This is a genomic window from uncultured Marinobacter sp. (assembly GCF_947488835.1).
Taxonomy (GTDB): Bacteria; Pseudomonadota; Gammaproteobacteria; order Pseudomonadales; family Oleiphilaceae; genus Marinobacter.
This window is the reverse complement of the sequence record NZ_CANLBK010000001.1, coordinates 1,531,949-1,548,615: the sequence shown is the minus strand read 5'-3', so window position 1 is coordinate 1,548,615 and position 16,667 is coordinate 1,531,949. Positions and strand designations below refer to the sequence as shown.

The 16,667-nt window shown below is 51.2% G+C and carries 17 protein-coding genes and 1 pseudogene; 11 read left to right on the top strand and 7 right to left on the bottom strand.

Going from position 1 to position 16,667, the window contains the following annotated elements:
* Positions 1-76: 76 nt before the first annotated feature.
* The 8 genes and pseudogenes from Q0824_RS07150 to Q0824_RS07115 all read left to right on the top strand — a co-directional run bounded on the left by Q0824_RS07150 (position 77) and on the right by Q0824_RS07115 (position 8,959).
* The gene (locus Q0824_RS07150) at positions 77-2,803 is read left to right on the top strand and encodes an EAL domain-containing protein (RefSeq protein WP_298448845.1); all 2,727 of its coding nucleotides are present in this window, start codon (positions 77-79) and stop codon (positions 2,801-2,803) included.
* 261 nt (positions 2,804-3,064) lie between these two features.
* Positions 3,065-3,190, top strand: a pseudogene (locus Q0824_RS07145) (urease accessory protein UreG); the annotation flags it as partial.
* Between the two features lie 42 nt (positions 3,191-3,232).
* Positions 3,233-3,811: a HupE/UreJ family protein gene (locus Q0824_RS07140; protein WP_298448844.1), complete on the top strand. Its 579-nt coding sequence runs from the start codon at positions 3,233-3,235 to the stop codon at positions 3,809-3,811.
* A 738-nt stretch (positions 3,812-4,549) separates the two neighbouring features.
* The gene (locus tag Q0824_RS07135; RefSeq protein ID WP_298448842.1) at positions 4,550-5,656 is read left to right on the top strand and encodes a hypothetical protein; all 1,107 of its coding nucleotides are present in this window, start codon (positions 4,550-4,552) and stop codon (positions 5,654-5,656) included.
* Between the two features lie 2 nt (positions 5,657-5,658).
* Positions 5,659-6,210: a hypothetical protein gene (locus tag Q0824_RS07130; protein ID WP_298448840.1), complete on the top strand. Its 552-nt coding sequence runs from the start codon at positions 5,659-5,661 to the stop codon at positions 6,208-6,210.
* A 77-nt stretch (positions 6,211-6,287) separates the two neighbouring features.
* Entirely contained in the window at positions 6,288-7,004 is a 717-nt protein-coding gene (locus tag Q0824_RS07125; RefSeq protein ID WP_298448839.1) for a hypothetical protein, read from the top strand.
* 13 nt (positions 7,005-7,017) lie between these two features.
* The gene (locus tag Q0824_RS07120) at positions 7,018-8,622 is read left to right on the top strand and encodes a DUF4041 domain-containing protein (protein WP_298448837.1); all 1,605 of its coding nucleotides are present in this window, start codon (positions 7,018-7,020) and stop codon (positions 8,620-8,622) included.
* A 34-nt stretch (positions 8,623-8,656) separates the two neighbouring features.
* Positions 8,657-8,959, top strand: a complete 303-nt coding sequence (locus Q0824_RS07115) for a hypothetical protein (RefSeq protein WP_298448835.1) — start codon at positions 8,657-8,659, stop codon at positions 8,957-8,959.
* 8 nt (positions 8,960-8,967) lie between these two features.
* Here Q0824_RS07115 and Q0824_RS07110 read toward each other — a convergent pair whose 3' ends face one another.
* The 5 genes from Q0824_RS07110 to Q0824_RS07090 form a co-directional block, all read right to left on the bottom strand.
* On the bottom strand, positions 8,968-9,474 hold the full coding sequence (locus Q0824_RS07110; protein WP_298448833.1) for an MOSC domain-containing protein: 507 nt from the start codon (positions 9,472-9,474) through the stop codon (positions 8,968-8,970).
* Positions 9,467-10,012 carry a nucleoside 2-deoxyribosyltransferase gene (locus tag Q0824_RS07105; RefSeq protein WP_298448832.1) on the bottom strand — a complete coding sequence of 182 codons (546 nt, stop codon included), beginning with the start codon at positions 10,010-10,012 and terminating at the stop codon, positions 9,467-9,469. The genes Q0824_RS07110 and Q0824_RS07105 overlap by 8 nt, the downstream gene beginning before the upstream one ends.
* 36 nt (positions 10,013-10,048) lie before the next feature.
* Positions 10,049-11,395, bottom strand: coding sequence for a hypothetical protein (locus Q0824_RS07100; protein WP_298448831.1), 1,347 nt, complete (start codon positions 11,393-11,395; stop codon positions 10,049-10,051).
* A gap of 190 nt (positions 11,396-11,585) precedes the next feature.
* Positions 11,586-12,200, bottom strand: a complete 615-nt coding sequence (locus tag Q0824_RS07095) for a PEGA domain-containing protein (RefSeq protein ID WP_298448829.1) — start codon at positions 12,198-12,200, stop codon at positions 11,586-11,588.
* A 36-nt stretch (positions 12,201-12,236) separates the two neighbouring features.
* Positions 12,237-12,788 carry a hypothetical protein gene (locus Q0824_RS07090; RefSeq protein WP_298448827.1) on the bottom strand — a complete coding sequence of 184 codons (552 nt, stop codon included), beginning with the start codon at positions 12,786-12,788 and terminating at the stop codon, positions 12,237-12,239.
* 245 nt (positions 12,789-13,033) lie between these two features.
* Between Q0824_RS07090 and Q0824_RS07085 the strand changes: the two genes are divergently transcribed.
* The gene (locus tag Q0824_RS07085; RefSeq protein ID WP_298448826.1) at positions 13,034-13,444 is read left to right on the top strand and encodes a hypothetical protein; all 411 of its coding nucleotides are present in this window, start codon (positions 13,034-13,036) and stop codon (positions 13,442-13,444) included.
* Between the two features lie 29 nt (positions 13,445-13,473).
* Here the strand turns inward: Q0824_RS07085 and Q0824_RS07080 are convergent, their stop codons facing one another.
* A complete protein-coding gene (locus Q0824_RS07080) occupies positions 13,474-13,797 on the bottom strand; it encodes a thioredoxin family protein (RefSeq protein WP_298448824.1) in 324 nt (107 codons plus the stop codon).
* 289 nt (positions 13,798-14,086) lie between these two features.
* Here Q0824_RS07080 and Q0824_RS07075 point away from each other — a divergent pair, with 289 nt between their 5' ends.
* Entirely contained in the window at positions 14,087-14,725 is a 639-nt protein-coding gene (locus Q0824_RS07075) for a DUF1294 domain-containing protein (protein WP_298448822.1), read from the top strand.
* 141 nt (positions 14,726-14,866) lie between these two features.
* On the opposite strand, the gene Q0824_RS07070 is transcribed toward Q0824_RS07075, so the two are convergent.
* The gene (locus tag Q0824_RS07070; RefSeq protein WP_298448821.1) at positions 14,867-15,727 is read right to left on the bottom strand and encodes a DUF3750 domain-containing protein; all 861 of its coding nucleotides are present in this window, start codon (positions 15,725-15,727) and stop codon (positions 14,867-14,869) included.
* Positions 15,728-15,881: 154 nt separating this feature from the next.
* On the opposite strand from Q0824_RS07070, the gene Q0824_RS07065 reads away from it, so the two are divergent.
* A complete protein-coding gene (locus Q0824_RS07065; RefSeq protein ID WP_200205085.1) occupies positions 15,882-16,598 on the top strand; it encodes an NYN domain-containing protein in 717 nt (238 codons plus the stop codon).
* The last annotated feature ends 69 nt before the right edge of the window (positions 16,599-16,667 follow it).

Sequence of the window (16,667 nt, the reverse complement as noted above, 5' to 3'; positions counted from 1 at the left end):
AACGCCCTCTGACAGCGCCTCGAACAGAGATGTTTTCGTTGTTTTGCTGGCTGTTTTCGTACTCTGTGTGTCGGGTATGACACTTCTAGAGTATGCAGTGGGCTGGCAACTGGGCATTGATGAACTTGTAGTTAAGGATCTTGCTACCGCAGCGAGCAATTGGCCCGGGCGCATGTCCGCCGCCACAGCGTTTTGTTTCAGCATGATAAGTGTGGCCTGGCTGGCCACAGGGCTTCGGCTTCGCTACGCCACTCTTATTCTGCAGGCTTTGGCCCTGGCGACAATCATGATCAGCGGCGCTGTGCTGATCGGTTATGCGTTCGGAGTGCAAAAGTTCAAGCTGTTTGTTTTCTCCACCATGGCGCTGCACACATCTTTGCTATTTGCGCTCTGCGGTGTCGGCATGCTCTTCGTGCGGCCAGATCACGGCCTGATGGGCTCCGCTGCCAGTTCGTACATTGGCGGGCGATCCCTGCGTCGGCTAATGCCTTTCATTATCGTAACGCCTGTATTAACCGGTTGGTTGAGCATGCACGGTGTAGCGGCGGATTACTATTCCGTGGCCTTTGGCTTCGCACTGAGCAGCCTCTGCAGCATTCTGATACTTGGTTTTGTCGGTTGGCGTGGCGCGGATGCCCTGAACCGCGAGGAAGAACGTTTCCGCTCGACGGTAGACTCGTCACCTGTGGCCATGATCATGACCGACGACAGTGGCACCATCCAAATGGCTAACCAGCTCGCCCACTCATTGTTTCGCTACCCCGCAGGAGAGTTATTGGGCCAGTCGGTAGAGCAGTTGGTTCCAGAAGGAGCTCGCCACGATCACGTAGGCTATCGCCATGGCTACCTGCGCAGCCCTGAGCAACGAATGATGGGGGCTGGTCGAGACCTTTTTGCCCTGCGCCAGGATGGAACGGACTTTCCGGCTGAAATCGCGTTGAACCCGGTGCAAACGGCCGATGGGCGCTATGTGTTGGCTGCGATTGTCGATATTACAGAACGTGTGGAGGCAAAGCGTAAAATCTTGCGTCTGAACCGCATTCATAAAGTTCTTAGCGGAATTAACACACTGATCGTGCGTGTTGAAAGTTGTGATGCGCTATATGAAGAAGCTACACGAATTACCGTGGAAGAGGGTGACTTACCGGCGGCGCTGATAGTGCAGCAAGACAGGGAAACCGGCAGGTGCGACATTCTGTACGCCCACGCTTCCGATGAACGACTTCAGGCGCGGCAGTTGTCCAACTATGAGATCAATACCGTTCGCGAATGCCTGGGCAATCATCGGGTCGCTATTCGTAGTGATGTGGCAGAGCATTGTGACAGCGCTGATTGTTACGGGCTGGCCGGCCTTGGTGTGCGAGCACTGGGAGCCTTTCCGTTGACAGCAAGGGATAGTGCCCTGGGCGTGGCGCTGGTGCTCTATCGGGATGAGCCGTTTTCATTTGATGAAGTGGAAATGAAGCTTCTCCACGAGGTTGCGGGTGATATCGCATTCGCGATCGACAATCTCGAGAAGCATCGGCAACTGGAGTACCTGACGCACTTTGATAGTGTGACAGCGCTTCCGAATCGACTTCTGCTGGCCGATCGCTTGCAACAGGCTTTGTTTCAGGCTGATAGCCATCAGGGTGTTCTCAGCATTCTATATGTCAACATCGATCGCTTTAAGCAGTTCAACGACAGCTTGGGGCACTCTGGCGGTGATGATGTGCTTCGAGAAGTGGCGCGAAGGATAGGCAATTGCGTAGGTAAAGCCGATACCGTATCCCGTTGGGGGGCCGATGAGTTTATTGTCTTGCTTCCTGGGCAGAGTGCCGCAGAGGTATCGGATGTCGCTAAATGCATAGTGGGTGAGTTGCACTCGGTCATCGTGATGGAAGACAGCCGGGAGCTCTTTGCCTCATGCAGTATGGGCATTGCAGAATACCCACGTAGCGGGAAGGACATGGATGCGGTGATCAACAGTGCCCGAAGCGCTATGACCGCTATCAAGGCGCAAGGCGGTAATGACTATCAGCACTTCGATCCCGGGAGCGATAATACCTCGGGTGATGGGCTGGCGCTGGAGACATCATTAAGGCATGCCCTGGGCCGGGAGCAGTTCCAGTTGCATTATCAGCAGCAGATCGAGATTGCTACGGGTCAGGTTGTGGGTATGGAAGCCCTTTTGCGCTGGAATCACCCGGGGGAAGGCCTGGTAGCGCCAGACCGCTTTATCCCCCTGGCAGAAAAATCAGGGCTCATCGTGCCGATTGGTGAATGGGTGCTGCGCGAAGCCTGCCGCCAAGGCGCCGCTGGGGACGGGCTGAAAATGGCCGTGAACCTTTCCGCCCGGCAGTTTCATCAGAAAAATCTCGTTGGGGTTATTCAGCAGATCCTGGAAGAAACCGGCATGCAGCCGGCTAACCTGGAATTGGAGATCACCGAAAGCGCTCTCCTATACGACGTTGAGTCGGCAATAGAGATAATGACAGAGCTGGCTGGTTTGGGCCTGAGCATTTCCCTGGATGATTTTGGCACGGGTTACTCAAGCCTGAGTTATCTCAAGCGCTTCCCTATCGATACCCTGAAGATCGACAAATCCTTTATCGCAGAAGTGACTACAGATCCGGACAGCAGGGTGATTGTAAACACCATCATCGCCATGGCTCATGCACTGGAGCTCAAAGTCGTTGCTGAAGGTGTGGAAACCGAGGAGCAGTTGGCACTGCTGTATGAGCGTGGCTGCGACCAGGCCCAAGGTTATCTGTTTGCCCGGCCGTTGCCATACGATGAGGCAATAAACGCAGGGCGGTCTTGATCACTTTACCCCTCAATACTAGATCGCACCATAACTGGGCACCATGTTTCAGGGTGCACGTTTTTGGCTCCCCGCTTATCGCTTGGTTTGGCAGCGACCGTTGTACCTGGTAGGGCGACACGGATGCTGTCACGTGAACCTGTTGCATCCGCCCGGCGGGCGAGGGCGCCCAAAACGGAATCCTCTAATACCTGCCCCAGGAAGTAAATGCAGCTTGGGTGGCCCATTACCGGAATGCACCCAAGGGAAAGATCTTGCCCCGGCGAGCGGCCGTTTGTGTTTGCCAACCTGTATGACGGGGTAGGGCTGGAAACCATTATCAGTTTCATTCTGGAACGCGGAATGCTGCCGGAACGACGCCCTGCAAAGCTTGCAGAAACCGCCTGAAAGCTCTGTAAACAGACCCTATTGAATACCTGGAGAAACACCATGAAAGCAATCACCCGATTACTGACGGCCGCCGGCCTGATGGTTACCGCCACAGCCGCGTCCGCTCACGCCGGCCACGATGCAGGCACCGGCTTCACCAGCGGCCTATTGCACCCGATGTTGGGCCTGGACCATCTGTTGGCCATGGCCGCTATCGGCTTTTGGAGCGTGCGCCAGTCTGCCACCCTGAAAAACGGTACACCGCTGTTCGTAATCGGCGGCATGATCCTCGGTGCAGCCATCGCTTGGGGCGGCCTGAGCCTGCCTGGCGTTGAAACCGGTATTGCACTCTCGGTGCTGCTGGCGGGTATTCTTATCGCCACCATGGCGAAACTGCCTACCGTTATGGGTGGAGCACTGGTAGCTGCCTTTATGGTGTTTCATGGCTTTGCTCACGGTACTGAAATGCCGGCTGGGGCCGCACTGGTGGCTTATCTGGCTGGATTCTCCATTGCCACATTGGCGCTTACGTTTGTAGGCCGGGGTCTTGGTGCTTTGATGCAGAGAACGGATAGCCGGTTTGGGCGAGTGCTGGGTGGTTTGGTTGCTGCTACTGGAGCTTTTCTGGCTGCTGCGTGATGGCTTTGGCATAGAAAACAGAGTTAAAAGATAAAGCTGTGCGGGATGGCCGCACAGCTTTTTTTTGTGACATAAAAATATGTATTTTCATAATAGGGGCAGACAGAATGTGCTGAAATGGTCTACCTTAGGTAGCTAAACACTACGGAAGCACCAACTGTTATGGATAACGGCCGATGGATACCTCAGAACTGACACCGCATTTTTTCAATTTCTCGTATTTCATACCGCTTATTCTGCTGCCCATTACCATGCGTGCGCTCCGCTTCCACGGCAGTCCGGGAGGCTTAATCGTTAGGATTTCTTTGAGCTTGGCTTGCGGGAGAAAGTCAGGTGACGTAGCGGGAAACGTGATGTCAGTGCTTCTTTATTGCAATGAGGAGAATCGTTGTTGAACGCTTTCTTAGCTACCCTCAGAGACCCGCTGGTGCGCGTCAAGACGCAGCTTGAAAGGGACACCAGCGGGTCTCTGAGGGTACGCCATTCATCAGCGATCGCGTTGCCTTTTGGTGCCATTCGCATCTTCTCAGTACGTCTTTAACTATAGGCGTGGAACCACACCGCATGCCCATAAATCCGGAGTGGCCTGAGAAGAAGGTGACTCCTGGTACCCTCGCAGGACTAGGCAGCCAAACAAAGTCGCTACATGAGACACTCGCGTTGCGAGCGCTCATGAGCTCCAAACGTTAGAATATCATCGACCTAATTTCAAACTTGATAAAAATAAATGGAAAAGATATGGATAAAGCTCTAATTAGTTTTTTTGAGGTAGATCAATGCGGTTTCTATAGTACAAGCATTAAGGATCCTGTTCATGTAGAAGGATCTCTAGAGCAGACTGTAAATAGTTTCTGTGATTGGGTTAAGGATAGAGATTTCAATCAAACCATTCCTTGGGATGTCGAGAGCCACCCCAAGCGAACTCAGATCTATTGTAAAAGCATTGCCCAAGATCCTACTACAAAAGATTCGCTTTTAGTATTTTGGAAACGATTTGGAGATGATAGCGGAAAAGTTAGCGGTATTTCTCCTGATGCGAAGGTTGGTCAAGATACCAGTGATTCAATAAAATTTGACCCTAAGGTTAAGGGGCAAAGCGCAATACTGGGCCAACCAATGTATTACTGGATAATACCAAGCTTAGGGATTATCGCTACTTTAAGTTTGCCATATTCATGCGCAGCAACAAAAGAAGTCTGCGATTACATCAAGCGATGCATCGATTATCGAATATCTCACCCTAGAAAACACGTATCAGAGACTGAAACGGAGAATCCATCCACTGGCCACCCCATCATTAGAAAATCTGTTACGTACAAGGCAAGCGATGGGAATAGGCTAATGAGATTTAAGTTTGTCGCGAGCACAAAAGAACTTAACTCCGACAAAGCCAATGCTGCGCGACTGTCCGAGAAGATAAGTCACATTGTTGTTAGAGATACTATATCTACTAAAAAAAGCGATAACAAAGATCCAGTTTTTAAACTATGGTCAAAGGTAAAAAACAAGAGAAAATTCAGCAAGCATATTGAAATAATTGAAGAAGCTTCGCTTACTCCAAATGAGGTTGCGGATATTATAAAAGTACATCACTCAGAATATAATCCAAAGGATAAATGGAATAACATCGGTTTCAGAGAGTTGGGTAATGACTCTACAAAATGGTTTAGCAGTTACGTTTCGCGAGAAAATGTACTTTTACCTTATTTAGGTGTTAATGATAACTACCATTCGGCCAGCACAGTCCTTAAGCAGCTATTAAAAAACCGGGATGACTTATTGCAACAAATATCAATGGGGTTGTCAGAGAACGACGGTGATAAGAAAGCGTCAACTGGGAAATGAAAATGGCCTTTACTAAGCTTTCTGAATTCGTGATTTTGATATTTGACTTTCTGAAAAGCCGAGTGGCTAGCCACTCGTGTTATATGATTTTCGGGATTTTTGTAGGCTGGTTAATTTCTGATGGTATAACACTGATTGACTTAGAACCTATAATGGCAACATTGAAAAACCTGTCTGCCGCAGTGTTTACGCTCGCTGGGATTTGGATAGCGTACTCATACCCACAAGCTATATCTGCATATACTTCCCCAAGTAGTGTAAAGTTAATGCCAACAGATGAGACGAAAAGAATAGAAAGTCTTGTTCTTATTGTTTTAACGTCTGCATTTGTTATTTCTTCTTTGCTTGTTTTTAATTTTGTATATTTAATATTTTTTAAAACTTTGCTATATGCTAATCACCGTGAAGCCTTTAAGATTTTAGGGGTTGCCTCAATATCGTACATGGCTTTTTTACAGTTAAAAGCTGTATTCACTGTAATGGTTACTAATATTGCCTTTGTGAACGAACTGCATGGTAAAAGAACGGAGAGAATAGCAAATGACGACCTTTAGGTTCTAATAAACCGCTTAATGGTGGCGCCGCAAGCGGCGTACATTATCGGAGCGTTATAGGAAGGGGATCTGAACCGATGAGTTGTTGGAAGATTGTATGGGACGCCTATCATGCTGAAGCGACGCGCCTAAAAATTTTTTTGGGAATATGGAATTCAACGTCACTATGGGAGCGATTCTATACCATAGGCTTAGTGGTAATTTTTCTTTTTTCGCTAGTATTATTTTTCATCTTACAAGGTTGGCTACTAGTTCCTGTATTACTTGCTGAAGTCGCTTTGATTGTGAAGTTCACATCCCTGAACGAGAAAATGGTGTATGCGGAGTTTGGCGATCAGGAAGATAAGCAGCCTTTAAAATCTCAGAACTATCAGGATGCTCGATACTTGATGTTTAAGAAAAACCTAAAAAAGTCCTTTGTTGATGAGCCAACCATAAGGGGATGTTTCGAGCTCTTAGACTCGCAGATAGATATTATTGCCACAGAGTCCGCGGCCACGAAAAAGATTGTTACTTTCTCTTTGGGGCTGCTTGCCGGTTTGGTTGGATCGGTCTGGAGCAGGATGGAGTATGCGGAGCTTGCTCTCGTCGCTGCTGCGATCATTTCTTTCATGTTGTTGATCGTTGTGATTGGTTCAGGTTTCCCATCAAAACTTGAGAAACTAAAGGAGCTGAGGTACTTCATGCTGTTGTACTGCCATGAGGCAGCTATAAACAGCCGAGAAAGACGGACAATGTACTTTCCTCACTTTATTAGACGCGCATCGATAACTCCTAGACTTTCAAAACGATAAATAAGGAAAAAACATGGAAGAAATAACATCGGCAGCTGATGCCATCGTCGTAACCGTCGCGGTTCTTGTGATCTTTATTCCGGCCGTGATCGCTTGGCTTTCCCGACGTAGCCGGAACGCTATGAAGGAAAAGCTCGCTGAAGCGATGCAGTCCTTAAAACAGGCTGAAAAGAAAAAACGGGATGCAGAACTGTACTGTGTGGACCTAGATGCCAAGTACAAGCCGATTACTGATATGGAGCAGCATGCGCGGTTGTTACTTAGCAAAGCTGAGATGCAGGCGAGAGCTGTCAAAAATGATGCGGAACGTGTGTATTCGGAGGCTGAAGCAAAACTAGCGGTGGCCACGGAGGAAGCGGGCCAAATCAGTGCTGAAGCAAAGGCCGCTATCAAAGAAGCAAAGTTAAAGGCCGAGCAGATTGAGGCAGATGGCCGAGCAGAGGCGGAGAGAGTTCTTGATTTCGCGGGGTGGCAGGCAAAAGAGGTAGCGGGTGATGCACTGGCCGCCAAGGGGAAAGCTGATCTATATGAAGCCACCGTGGTGGCTATGCGCAATACCATCCAAGGCTACAAAGACGACTATATCGTCCCTAATCATGCAGTTTTGGATGAACTTGCCGAAGACTACAGCCACAAAGACGCGGGCGAACAGTTGAAGCGAGCCCGTAAGCGCGTTCGGGATATGGTCAAAAATGGTAATGCGGGCGCGTGTGATTATGCAGAGGCAAACCGGCGAGCCTTTGCAATACATTTCGCGGTCGATGCCTTCAACGGCAAGGTTGATTCGGCGTTGGCCAAGGTCAAACATGACAACTTCGGCAAGATCAAACAGGAAATTAAGGATGCCTTTGCGCTAGTGAATCACAATGGCATGCCCTTTCGAAATGCTCGTATTAACCAAGAGTATCTTGAGGCTCGTTTGGATGAACTTCAATGGGCGGTTGCCACTCATGAACTAAGGCAGATAGAGCGGGAAGAGCAGAGAGCGATTAGGGAACAAATGCGTGAGGAAGAGAGAGCCCGCCGCGAAATAGAAAAGGCGATTAAGGAGGCCGAGAAAGAAGAACGCATGTTGCAAAAAGCCTTGGAAACGGCTCACAAGGAACTGGCGGCTGCCCACGGAGATCAGCGCGAGCAATACGAAACCCAGCTCGCGGAACTTGAAGCCAAGTTGGCCGAAGCCGAGACAAAGGGCGAGCGGGCACTTTCGATGGCGCAGCAAACAAGACGTGGCCATGTTTATGTCATCAGTAATATCGGAAGCTTTGGTGAGAACGTCTTCAAGATTGGCATGACGCGCAGGCTCGAGCCTATGGATCGAGTGAAAGAGTTAGGCGACGCATCAGTTCCATTTGATTTTGATGTCCACGCTATGATTTACAGCGATGATGCTCCGGCATTGGAAAAAGAGCTGCATCGTCGGTTTGATGATGCGTCGGTAAATAAAGTGAATTTCCGGAAGGAGTTCTTTAACCTGAATCTTGCTGAAATTCGCCAAGCTGTCGAACAGCAGGGTATGAACGAAATACACTGGACAATGAAAGCGGAAGCGGCAGAGTATCGGGAATCTTTGAGTATCTCCAAGAAACAGGCTTTGGAAGCGCCGGTTACGGCGTAGCCTTAGTTCTACCTTGCCCACTGCTGAGTGTTCTATGAAATTCCTAATCCTCGCCCTTTTCGCCGCCATCACCGCCTTCCTAATCTGGCGCAGCAAACAAAACACCGACCCCACCGAACAAGCCTGCGCCATCGAAATCGGCAACCTGCTCAAAGCCAATCCAGATACTTCGCCGCAGGCCATCGCCGATATCTTCATGAAACACGGAATTGATCCGTCGCGCTGCCAAAACGTCGGCGCTATGGTCATGCCGCAGTTACGCAAACATGGCTTGAAGCCGGAAGATGCCCGCATTGTAATGGGGCAGGTGAGGGCGGCTTACCCTTACGTTCGCTAGGCCGCTGTTCAGGCCTGTTGAGATGGGAGTAATGCCTGCACCTCGTCGCCCAGTGCCACCTCGCCCCCTTCAACCACTCGCGCGGTAATGCCGCCGTGCCCGCGCATGGCGTTATAGCCACCGGGCCCAAGCGTTGTCTCCATTTTACTGCAGGGGTGGCATTGGCCGGTGTATTCCAGCACCACGCTGCCAATTTGAAACGTTTTGCCTTTCAGCGCCAGCAGGTTCAGGCCAGAGACTACGATGTTACGCCGGAACACCTCGGGTTCTATGGCTTCTCGCTGTAGGAAGGAGCCAATGGTGTGGAGGTGTTCTTGCTGTATCAGGGTGACTTGGCGTTTGCTGGTTTCGCGCCCAGCGAATCGGTCGCCTTCCAGGCCCGTGCCCGGGGTGATCGCCACGCGCTCGATTGCCTGCATGGGCTCGCCGCGTGCGGGGCGGATGCCAATCCATTCCACGCGTCCGCGCTGGGGGAGGGTGTCTAGCAGGGTTTGAAGTGGCGTTGGTTCAGGCATGGGCCAATGCTCGCACGCAGTTGCGAAACAGCTCAGACGAGAAATACCGATGCTCGCCTGGCTGCTGCGCCACCAATAGCTGGCCGCCGGACTCCCTGATGCCACCCTCGATCATCAGGTTATCGCTCATCTCGAAGTCTTCAATGGCGTGGCCGTGTTCATCTTGGTCGGTCGCGCCGGTGCGGTCGCGATAGTTCCGGCTGTCTAGAGTAAACCCGAAAGCGGGTTTGCCCTGGCCAATCATGTAGCCGACTTCAAACACGGTGCCTGGGTCTGCGCTGATGCCCCGAAAGGGCGTGAGGTTGGCAATGATGGCGTCGCAACTGTCCATCAGTTCGCGGTTGGCCTGGTAGATTCGGTGGCCGCGCGCGGGTTTGGTTTCGTGATCTGAAAATGTCAGGGCGGTGTCCAGCGGGTCTACGCCCTCATATCCGGCTTCCTGAAGAATGCGCTTTTTCTCGGCCACGATGGCTTTGTGTTCTTCGGCGGGTAAGAACACTTCGGGACCGGCGAGGTAGATGCGTTTTGGTGTTGTCATGTGGACACAGGTTCTCCCTTCAGTAAAAGAACAAGTCTACTCGTCCAGCACCAAGTCCTCATCCTGTGAGTTTGCTACAGATTCTGTTTTTGTGATCTTTGGAGGCGGCGGAGTCCAAGCTTTCAGCAACTGGCCTGCTTCCTGATAAAAGTGCGGAACTGCTTTCTCTAATTCCTCAACAAAAACTTTCCGGCCACTGAATTTTCCAGCAAGGTCTAGCTCGTAAACGACCTCGAGTGTCGTCGCCGCTGTTTTTGATGTGTCCGATTCCAGCAGCTCAGGTGAATCTCGTAAGTCTTTCAGTGCTTGGTAAGTGGTTTCGGCTTTGCCTGGTCGGGTGGCTCGAATGAAGAATCCCGCGGGGTCGGTTTTCTTCAGTTGGCGCAGAAGCCAGTTCACTCGGGCTTTGGTGCTTTGCTTGTCCTTGGGGGCCGTTAGGCGCATTGAGCAATAAATCATTCGTCGTTGAAGGTCTGCGGTCACTTCCAGATCTGCCGCCGCGTTGATGATGCTGAGTGCACAGGTGAGGATTGGTGTTTTGCAGAACGCCTCGGCATCGTCTTTTACTCGTTTGGCGGGGTCCAGACGGTGTTCGTTTTTCAGCTTCAGTGACACATCACTACCGGTTAAACGGGACATTATAAGGCAAAGATCCCGTTGTTCCTGATGCCAGGCTGCAATCGTGTTCTGTACTTCATCACTGGTTTTGGCCAGTGGAGCATTGCTCTTCACTTTGTTGACGACGTCTTTCCATTCAGCATTCATCTGGTCAAAGTGACTGATGCCGGAACGGTCGCTTTCAAGATAGCGAAGTATCTCGCTAAGGATGAATACCTGGTCTATGTCTTCAACGCTGTCATTTTTAAGCAAAAGCTGACACTGAGTGCGAATGAAGGCCCAAGACCAATGAAATAACTCCACAGATTTGGTGGCGTTTTTCGGAAGCTTCACTGGGTGATGAGTCGGCAGGGCTGCGAATTGGTTGGTGATAGTGATCACCGCGTCTAGGCCGTGGGCTTTTGCCTGTTGAAGGTAACGCGATACCTGTTCCTCACCGATGGTATCGTTGTTCACCTTTGCTTCGATCAATGCTCGCCACTCCCGCCGCCCAGTGCGGAGAATCAGAAGTCCGTCTGGCCGATCTTTCTGTTTGGCGACCTTCTTGTCTTCGTTCTGGAAAACCACTTCTGTCCAGGCTTCCAATGTGGCGGTTGTGCCTACTCGGACATTCAACGATTTGAGCAGTGCCTGGCGTAATTCGAGTACTGAGCGCAAGCCCGCAAGTAGAACGGAGACGGATTTCTGTTCTCTTGCGCTGTCTGCGGTTATCGGAATTAGTCGCGCAGGTTCCCCTCCGGTGAGGAAGTCAGGACGGTTTGTCACAGGCAGCTCCATGCTTTTATTAGATTTAGTTTCCTAACTAAGATTAGCAGCGATTTTCTGGTGCGCCTGTTTGATTGGTGATGAATTGTTAAAACCTGAAAAAAGGTGAGTAGCGAAAGAGCAGAAAACCGGGGCAGATTTGTTTTCGCGGTTAGAAAAAGAGATCTACCCCAGTTTCGAGAATGGATCTTTACTGAACGTCGTAAATCTCAATAATCATTTTAGCCAGCTCAAGGTCATTTTCGTTCGCAAGCGCAAGCTGGTTCAGTGCTCGGATGGTGGTGTCTTCCTGCGAGTCGTCGATACCCAGCAAATGCATAATGGTATCCACCTTTTCACCACCGCCACTTGCTAGCTGGTGACGAAACTCGCCGCTGAACGCGATGATGATTTCTTTGATTTGTCTAGGCTTGGAGGTCGAGATTCCTGTCGGGGTGTCGGGCTTCAGGGTGACGAAGTACTGGTCCGGAGAGAACTCGTGAATGGCCCCGGAAACGCCATCGGTTGTCGAACCAAGCAGTCCCCCAATCACGATGTTACCGAAGAACCACGGGTTGGTTGTGGTGGAAAGTTGAGCGGTGTAGGTCTTGTAGCCTTCCTTCTCAAAGGTAATGGACTGGTTGGAGCCCCGGTCCACCGGCACGGTAAGCGGCGTTTTACCGAGAACACGGCCGGAAACAGTTACGGTGGCATCTTCAGGCTCGCTATTGAAGGTGAGGTTTTGGTCGGTGCCGGATACTACTGATGCACAACCGCTGGACAGAAACGCGATAGCGGCCAGTGTGACTAGTAACGGATAATTCATGGTTATTCCTTGCAGTAGAGCTTAATTCGAGAAAGGTTATTGCGCGAAGGAGATGTCGCCGGACTGGATTTCTAGTTCGTTGAGCTTGTTCAGCAGACCCTGAATGTTGGCTTTTCCGGATCCCTCGTTGGCCAGCCTCAGGCGTTTGATGGCTGCAAAGGCATCACCAATGGTGGCAGTGTAGGGGGCGACAATCGTCTTGTTGAGGACCACATTGCCGTTGTTATCGCGATCAGTCAGGATGTACCTCACGTGGGTGGTTACCTTGAAGTCTAGCCCGAACATGGGTTGGTCCACTTCCAGCAGAAGAGCTTCGAGCTGATACCGGCCGGTGCCAGAGAGTAATCCCTGTTTCTGCAGGCTTTGCTTCAGGGCGCCCGCGAAGGCATCGTTGTCGATCTCGGAGGTCCATGCGGGGTTTGTTTCCTTGCCGCCCGAGACGTTGGTGACATTCACATTGTTTTCCAGGGCCGTGTCGTAGGCCTTCACTGGCCCCTCGTACACCATGTTGCCCATTTTGGCGCCGGAGGCGCAGCCGGTGAGGTAAAGCAGAGCAGCCAGTACTGCTAAAATCCTTGCGTTTCGCACGGTAGATTCCTTCTTGATTATTTTGGGTATTCCTTGCCGATGAGCCGGAGCTCATAGCGGCGCGCCATGGTAGCTGAGCATTGGTAAGCTTGCTATTAACAGGAGGGTGGGTGGAGTAAAACTTTGTGAAATCAGAGGGGTTAGGGCGCAATCGGATGAAAACTGGGGCAGATTTGGCGTTTGGTCATGGACACTTCACTGACGCCTTATGTAAGCTTCCTAACGGTGTTTAAATGGAGTGACAGATGTCCTGGTTTAAGATTTTTTCCGCAGTAGTTGTCGCGAATATCGTATCGTGGATCATCATCACTATCATTGGCTGGTTTATCTTCTTCGTGGTTTTCGATTCTTTTAACGATGCGCTGATCGAAAGGCTTTCCACAAGAGGCGATGTTGAATTTCCTACCATTTCTGCCCCCTCGTACTCACCACCAGCGCTGACAGCTGAAGAAATTGAGGCGAAACAGCAAAGAGCGAAGCGGTTAGCAGCTGAGCGGCGCCGGGTTGAGCGTGAAGCTGAACAGAGACGAAGTGCTATCGCCGGCAGTAAAAAAATGTGTGATTTCTGGACTTCCGAGTATCGCAAAGATGGAAGTCCCAAGAGTCAAGCATACAAAGAAATGGCTTGCTCTCGTTACCGCAACTTACTCAACTGAGGCAGCGTGAATCATTGCCAGCGCCGGCCTTAGTGAATTTTTAGCAGTGCATCCTCGATGTCGCGGCTGTTTTCTGGGCGGACGACCCGCGCTATTTCTTCACCATCCTTCAAAAAAATCAGGGTCGGCCAGAGCTTAACGCCAAACGTCCGCCCCAATCTGCGGCCTTTGCCATCTTCAACCTTCACATGCGGCACGTCTGGGTGATTGTCCATTGCCGCCTTGATGTCCGCCTGAGCACCCTGGCAGATCCCGCACCAGTTGGTGCCGAATTCGATCACCATTGGACCGATGGTCTGGTCTAGCTCATCCCGGCTCAGGGTTTCGGGTGTATATTGGCTGGTGTACGACATGGTGTCTCCTTGTTGTGCTAACCATCTGGAAAATAAATCTGTCCCGGCTTTCTCTATTCCTTGAGCCGGACAAGTAACCGGCCATCCTTAACCTGAGTATAATCCACACCCGCTGCAAAGGACTGCCAGAATCCCGGATTGCCGCCGGGTGTTCCCGGCCCTCGACAATTTCAAATGCTAGGGCAAATGGTGGGTAATCGACATTGGCGGCAACAATTTACGGCTGATTGCTTTCATTGAGCGATCTGTGTCCCGCCAGTTCTGATCAGCCATTGAAGGGAGAAATGAATTGAACCAAAAAGGAATACTCACCGCATGGAACGACGCCAAGGGTTTTGGCTTCATTACTCCTGAGGGCGGTGGTGAGCGGGTCTTTGCTCATATCAGCACCTATGCAGGCCGTGGCCGGCCAGTTTCAGATCGCAAGGTAGCCTATACCATCGCGAAGGACAGTCAGGGCCGGCCGAGAGCAGGGCGGTTTCAGTACGCTGGCGCGGCAAAGGTTGGCGCGAGCTTTGCTCGGGGAGTCTGGGTGGCTGCTGCTGTTGTGCTGGTGTTTTTCACCATTCTGGCGGGGTTGTTCCACCGAGGTAGTCTGCCGGTCTCTATCCTGGCTGCCTATGGCGGGGTGAGCCTGGTGTTGTTTGTGATGTACTGGATCGATAAGCGCGCGGCGCAGCGGGGTGGGCAGCGTACGGCTGAGAACACGCTGCACCTCTTTGAGCTATGCTGCGGCTGGCCCGGAGCACTTATGGCTCAGCAGGTTTTTCGGCACAAAACACGAAAGGGGAGCTATCAGTTCGTTTTCTGGCTGGCGGTTCTCGCTAATCTGGGCGCTCTGGGCTGGCTGCTTGTCGCGCCGGAAGCGGCCGCTTTGCGGCAGCAATTAGACTTTGATTTGTTGAATTATTTGCGGAGCCTCAAGTGATTAAGCCCAGTTGTTACAGCTGCCGGAAAAAGTTTGAGCCATCTGAGCTCCGGGTCTCTTACTCGAAAAACTACTGTGAGGGCTGCGGCGTTGGGCTGTTTGGTGAGGACTATTTCAGTTTCACCGCTAAGCCCGCCCCAACTATCCAGAAGAGCCTGGCTGTCCATTTTGCAGTGCTTCTTGTCGGGGGGGCTGGCTTGTTGTTGTGGTTTCTGACGTCTTGAGAACCGGCGCTTTGTGCCACGTCGAGCGATCCATCCAGGGGTCGCGCAGGCCAATATGACCGATGCCGGGTAGTTTGACGGCCAAAGCCAGAGGGTCAATGCCAATGTTGAGGCCAAGAACGTTCAGCTCAACACCTTCCCGGATACTCGCCATAAGGCCGAAATAACCATTGAGGGAGAACTGGTAGCCCGAACCGCTGGGCGCTTTCGCAAATACTCCGTCAGCGAGATAGTCTTTTCCGATAGCAATATTGGGCAGTGCAACATCCAGTTCGGGTACCTGCCGGATTATCCAGGCTACGAAGGTATTGCTGTTGGGCCCGGGCCAGGCTTTGTATTCTTTCGGGAAGGGGTAGGTGTCGATAGCTTTCCGGATATTGATGATGGCGGCGTCTGCTTTCTCACCACGGAGATCTGCCAGCAACATCGGCGGGTTGCCGTACCAGGCGGTATCCGGCTCGCCGGGGCGGGACCGCACCTTCTTGTGACCCCAGCCAGTGACATCGTGAACCTCGTAAGTAGATGCCCCGCCCACCTTGGTCGCAATCCAGGTATGGACCGCAAAATTGCCGCGCCAGTTATACGCTCGGGCGCCATAAACCTGCACAATGGCTTCTTCAGTCTCGCCAGGAAGCGGCGCAATGCCTGCACTGGAGCGATCGGTGTCCCGCCAGTTCTGGCCAGACTGACTGCTGCAGGCCGCAATCAGCGCGGGGCCTGCCAGCAGAACCAACAAAAATACTGTGGTCCTGATCAGCCATTGAAGGGGTTTAATCATTCCAGGGGTGCCTCGGGCTGTATGCATTGGTTGGTGGTAAAAAACCAATTTGTATATTCCGCAGGTGCTGCTGGCATTATATACAAGGAGTCGTCACAGATTATGTCCCTTCCTGACCTGCCAGCACCATGCTTTCAAAAAGGTATAGATGTAAATGAGTGAATCCAAGCAAAAAATTGCGTTGTTTATTGATGCGGATAATGCACCAGCGAGCAAGTTCGAAGCCGTTCTGAGTGAGGTTGCGAAGTATGGTGTGGTAACCATCAGAAAGGCATACGGTAATTGGAAAAAAGCGTCCCTGAAGGGCTGGGAAGATCACCTGCATGAGTATGCTATCCAGCCGATTCAACAATATGACCTTTCCAAGGGAAAAAATGCCTCCGATATCGCATTGGTGATAGACGCGATGGATGTGATGTATACGAAAGACATAGATGTTATGTGTTTTGTGTCGTCCGACAGTGACTTCACACCGATGGTTACTCGCGCCTTGGCTGAAGGTAAGGTGGTTCTGGGATTTGGTGAGCGAAAAACTCCATCGCCTTTTGTGAACGCATGCTCCAAGTTTTTGTTTCTGGATAAAGAAGTTAACAACAACGAAACAGCCCCTGCTGAACCCAAAAACATTAAATCTGATACCAAGCTGGTAAATTTGCTGCGCCAAGCAATTGAAGCCACGGAGGAGGACAACGGATGGGCTGCTCTGGGCCCTGTTGGTGCGCACATATCGAACAAAACGTCGTTCGATACCCGAAACTATGGCTACAAAAATCTGAGCAGTCTCATTAAGGCAATAGATTTGTTTGAGCTGAAGCGTGGGCCGGGAAATTCCTATTTGGTAAAAGATGTGCGAAAGAAGAAGGGCGCATAACACAGTGCTGCTTCTGGCGTTGGACTATCAGTCTGAAGAAAACCGGGACAGACCTTTTTTTTGCACACT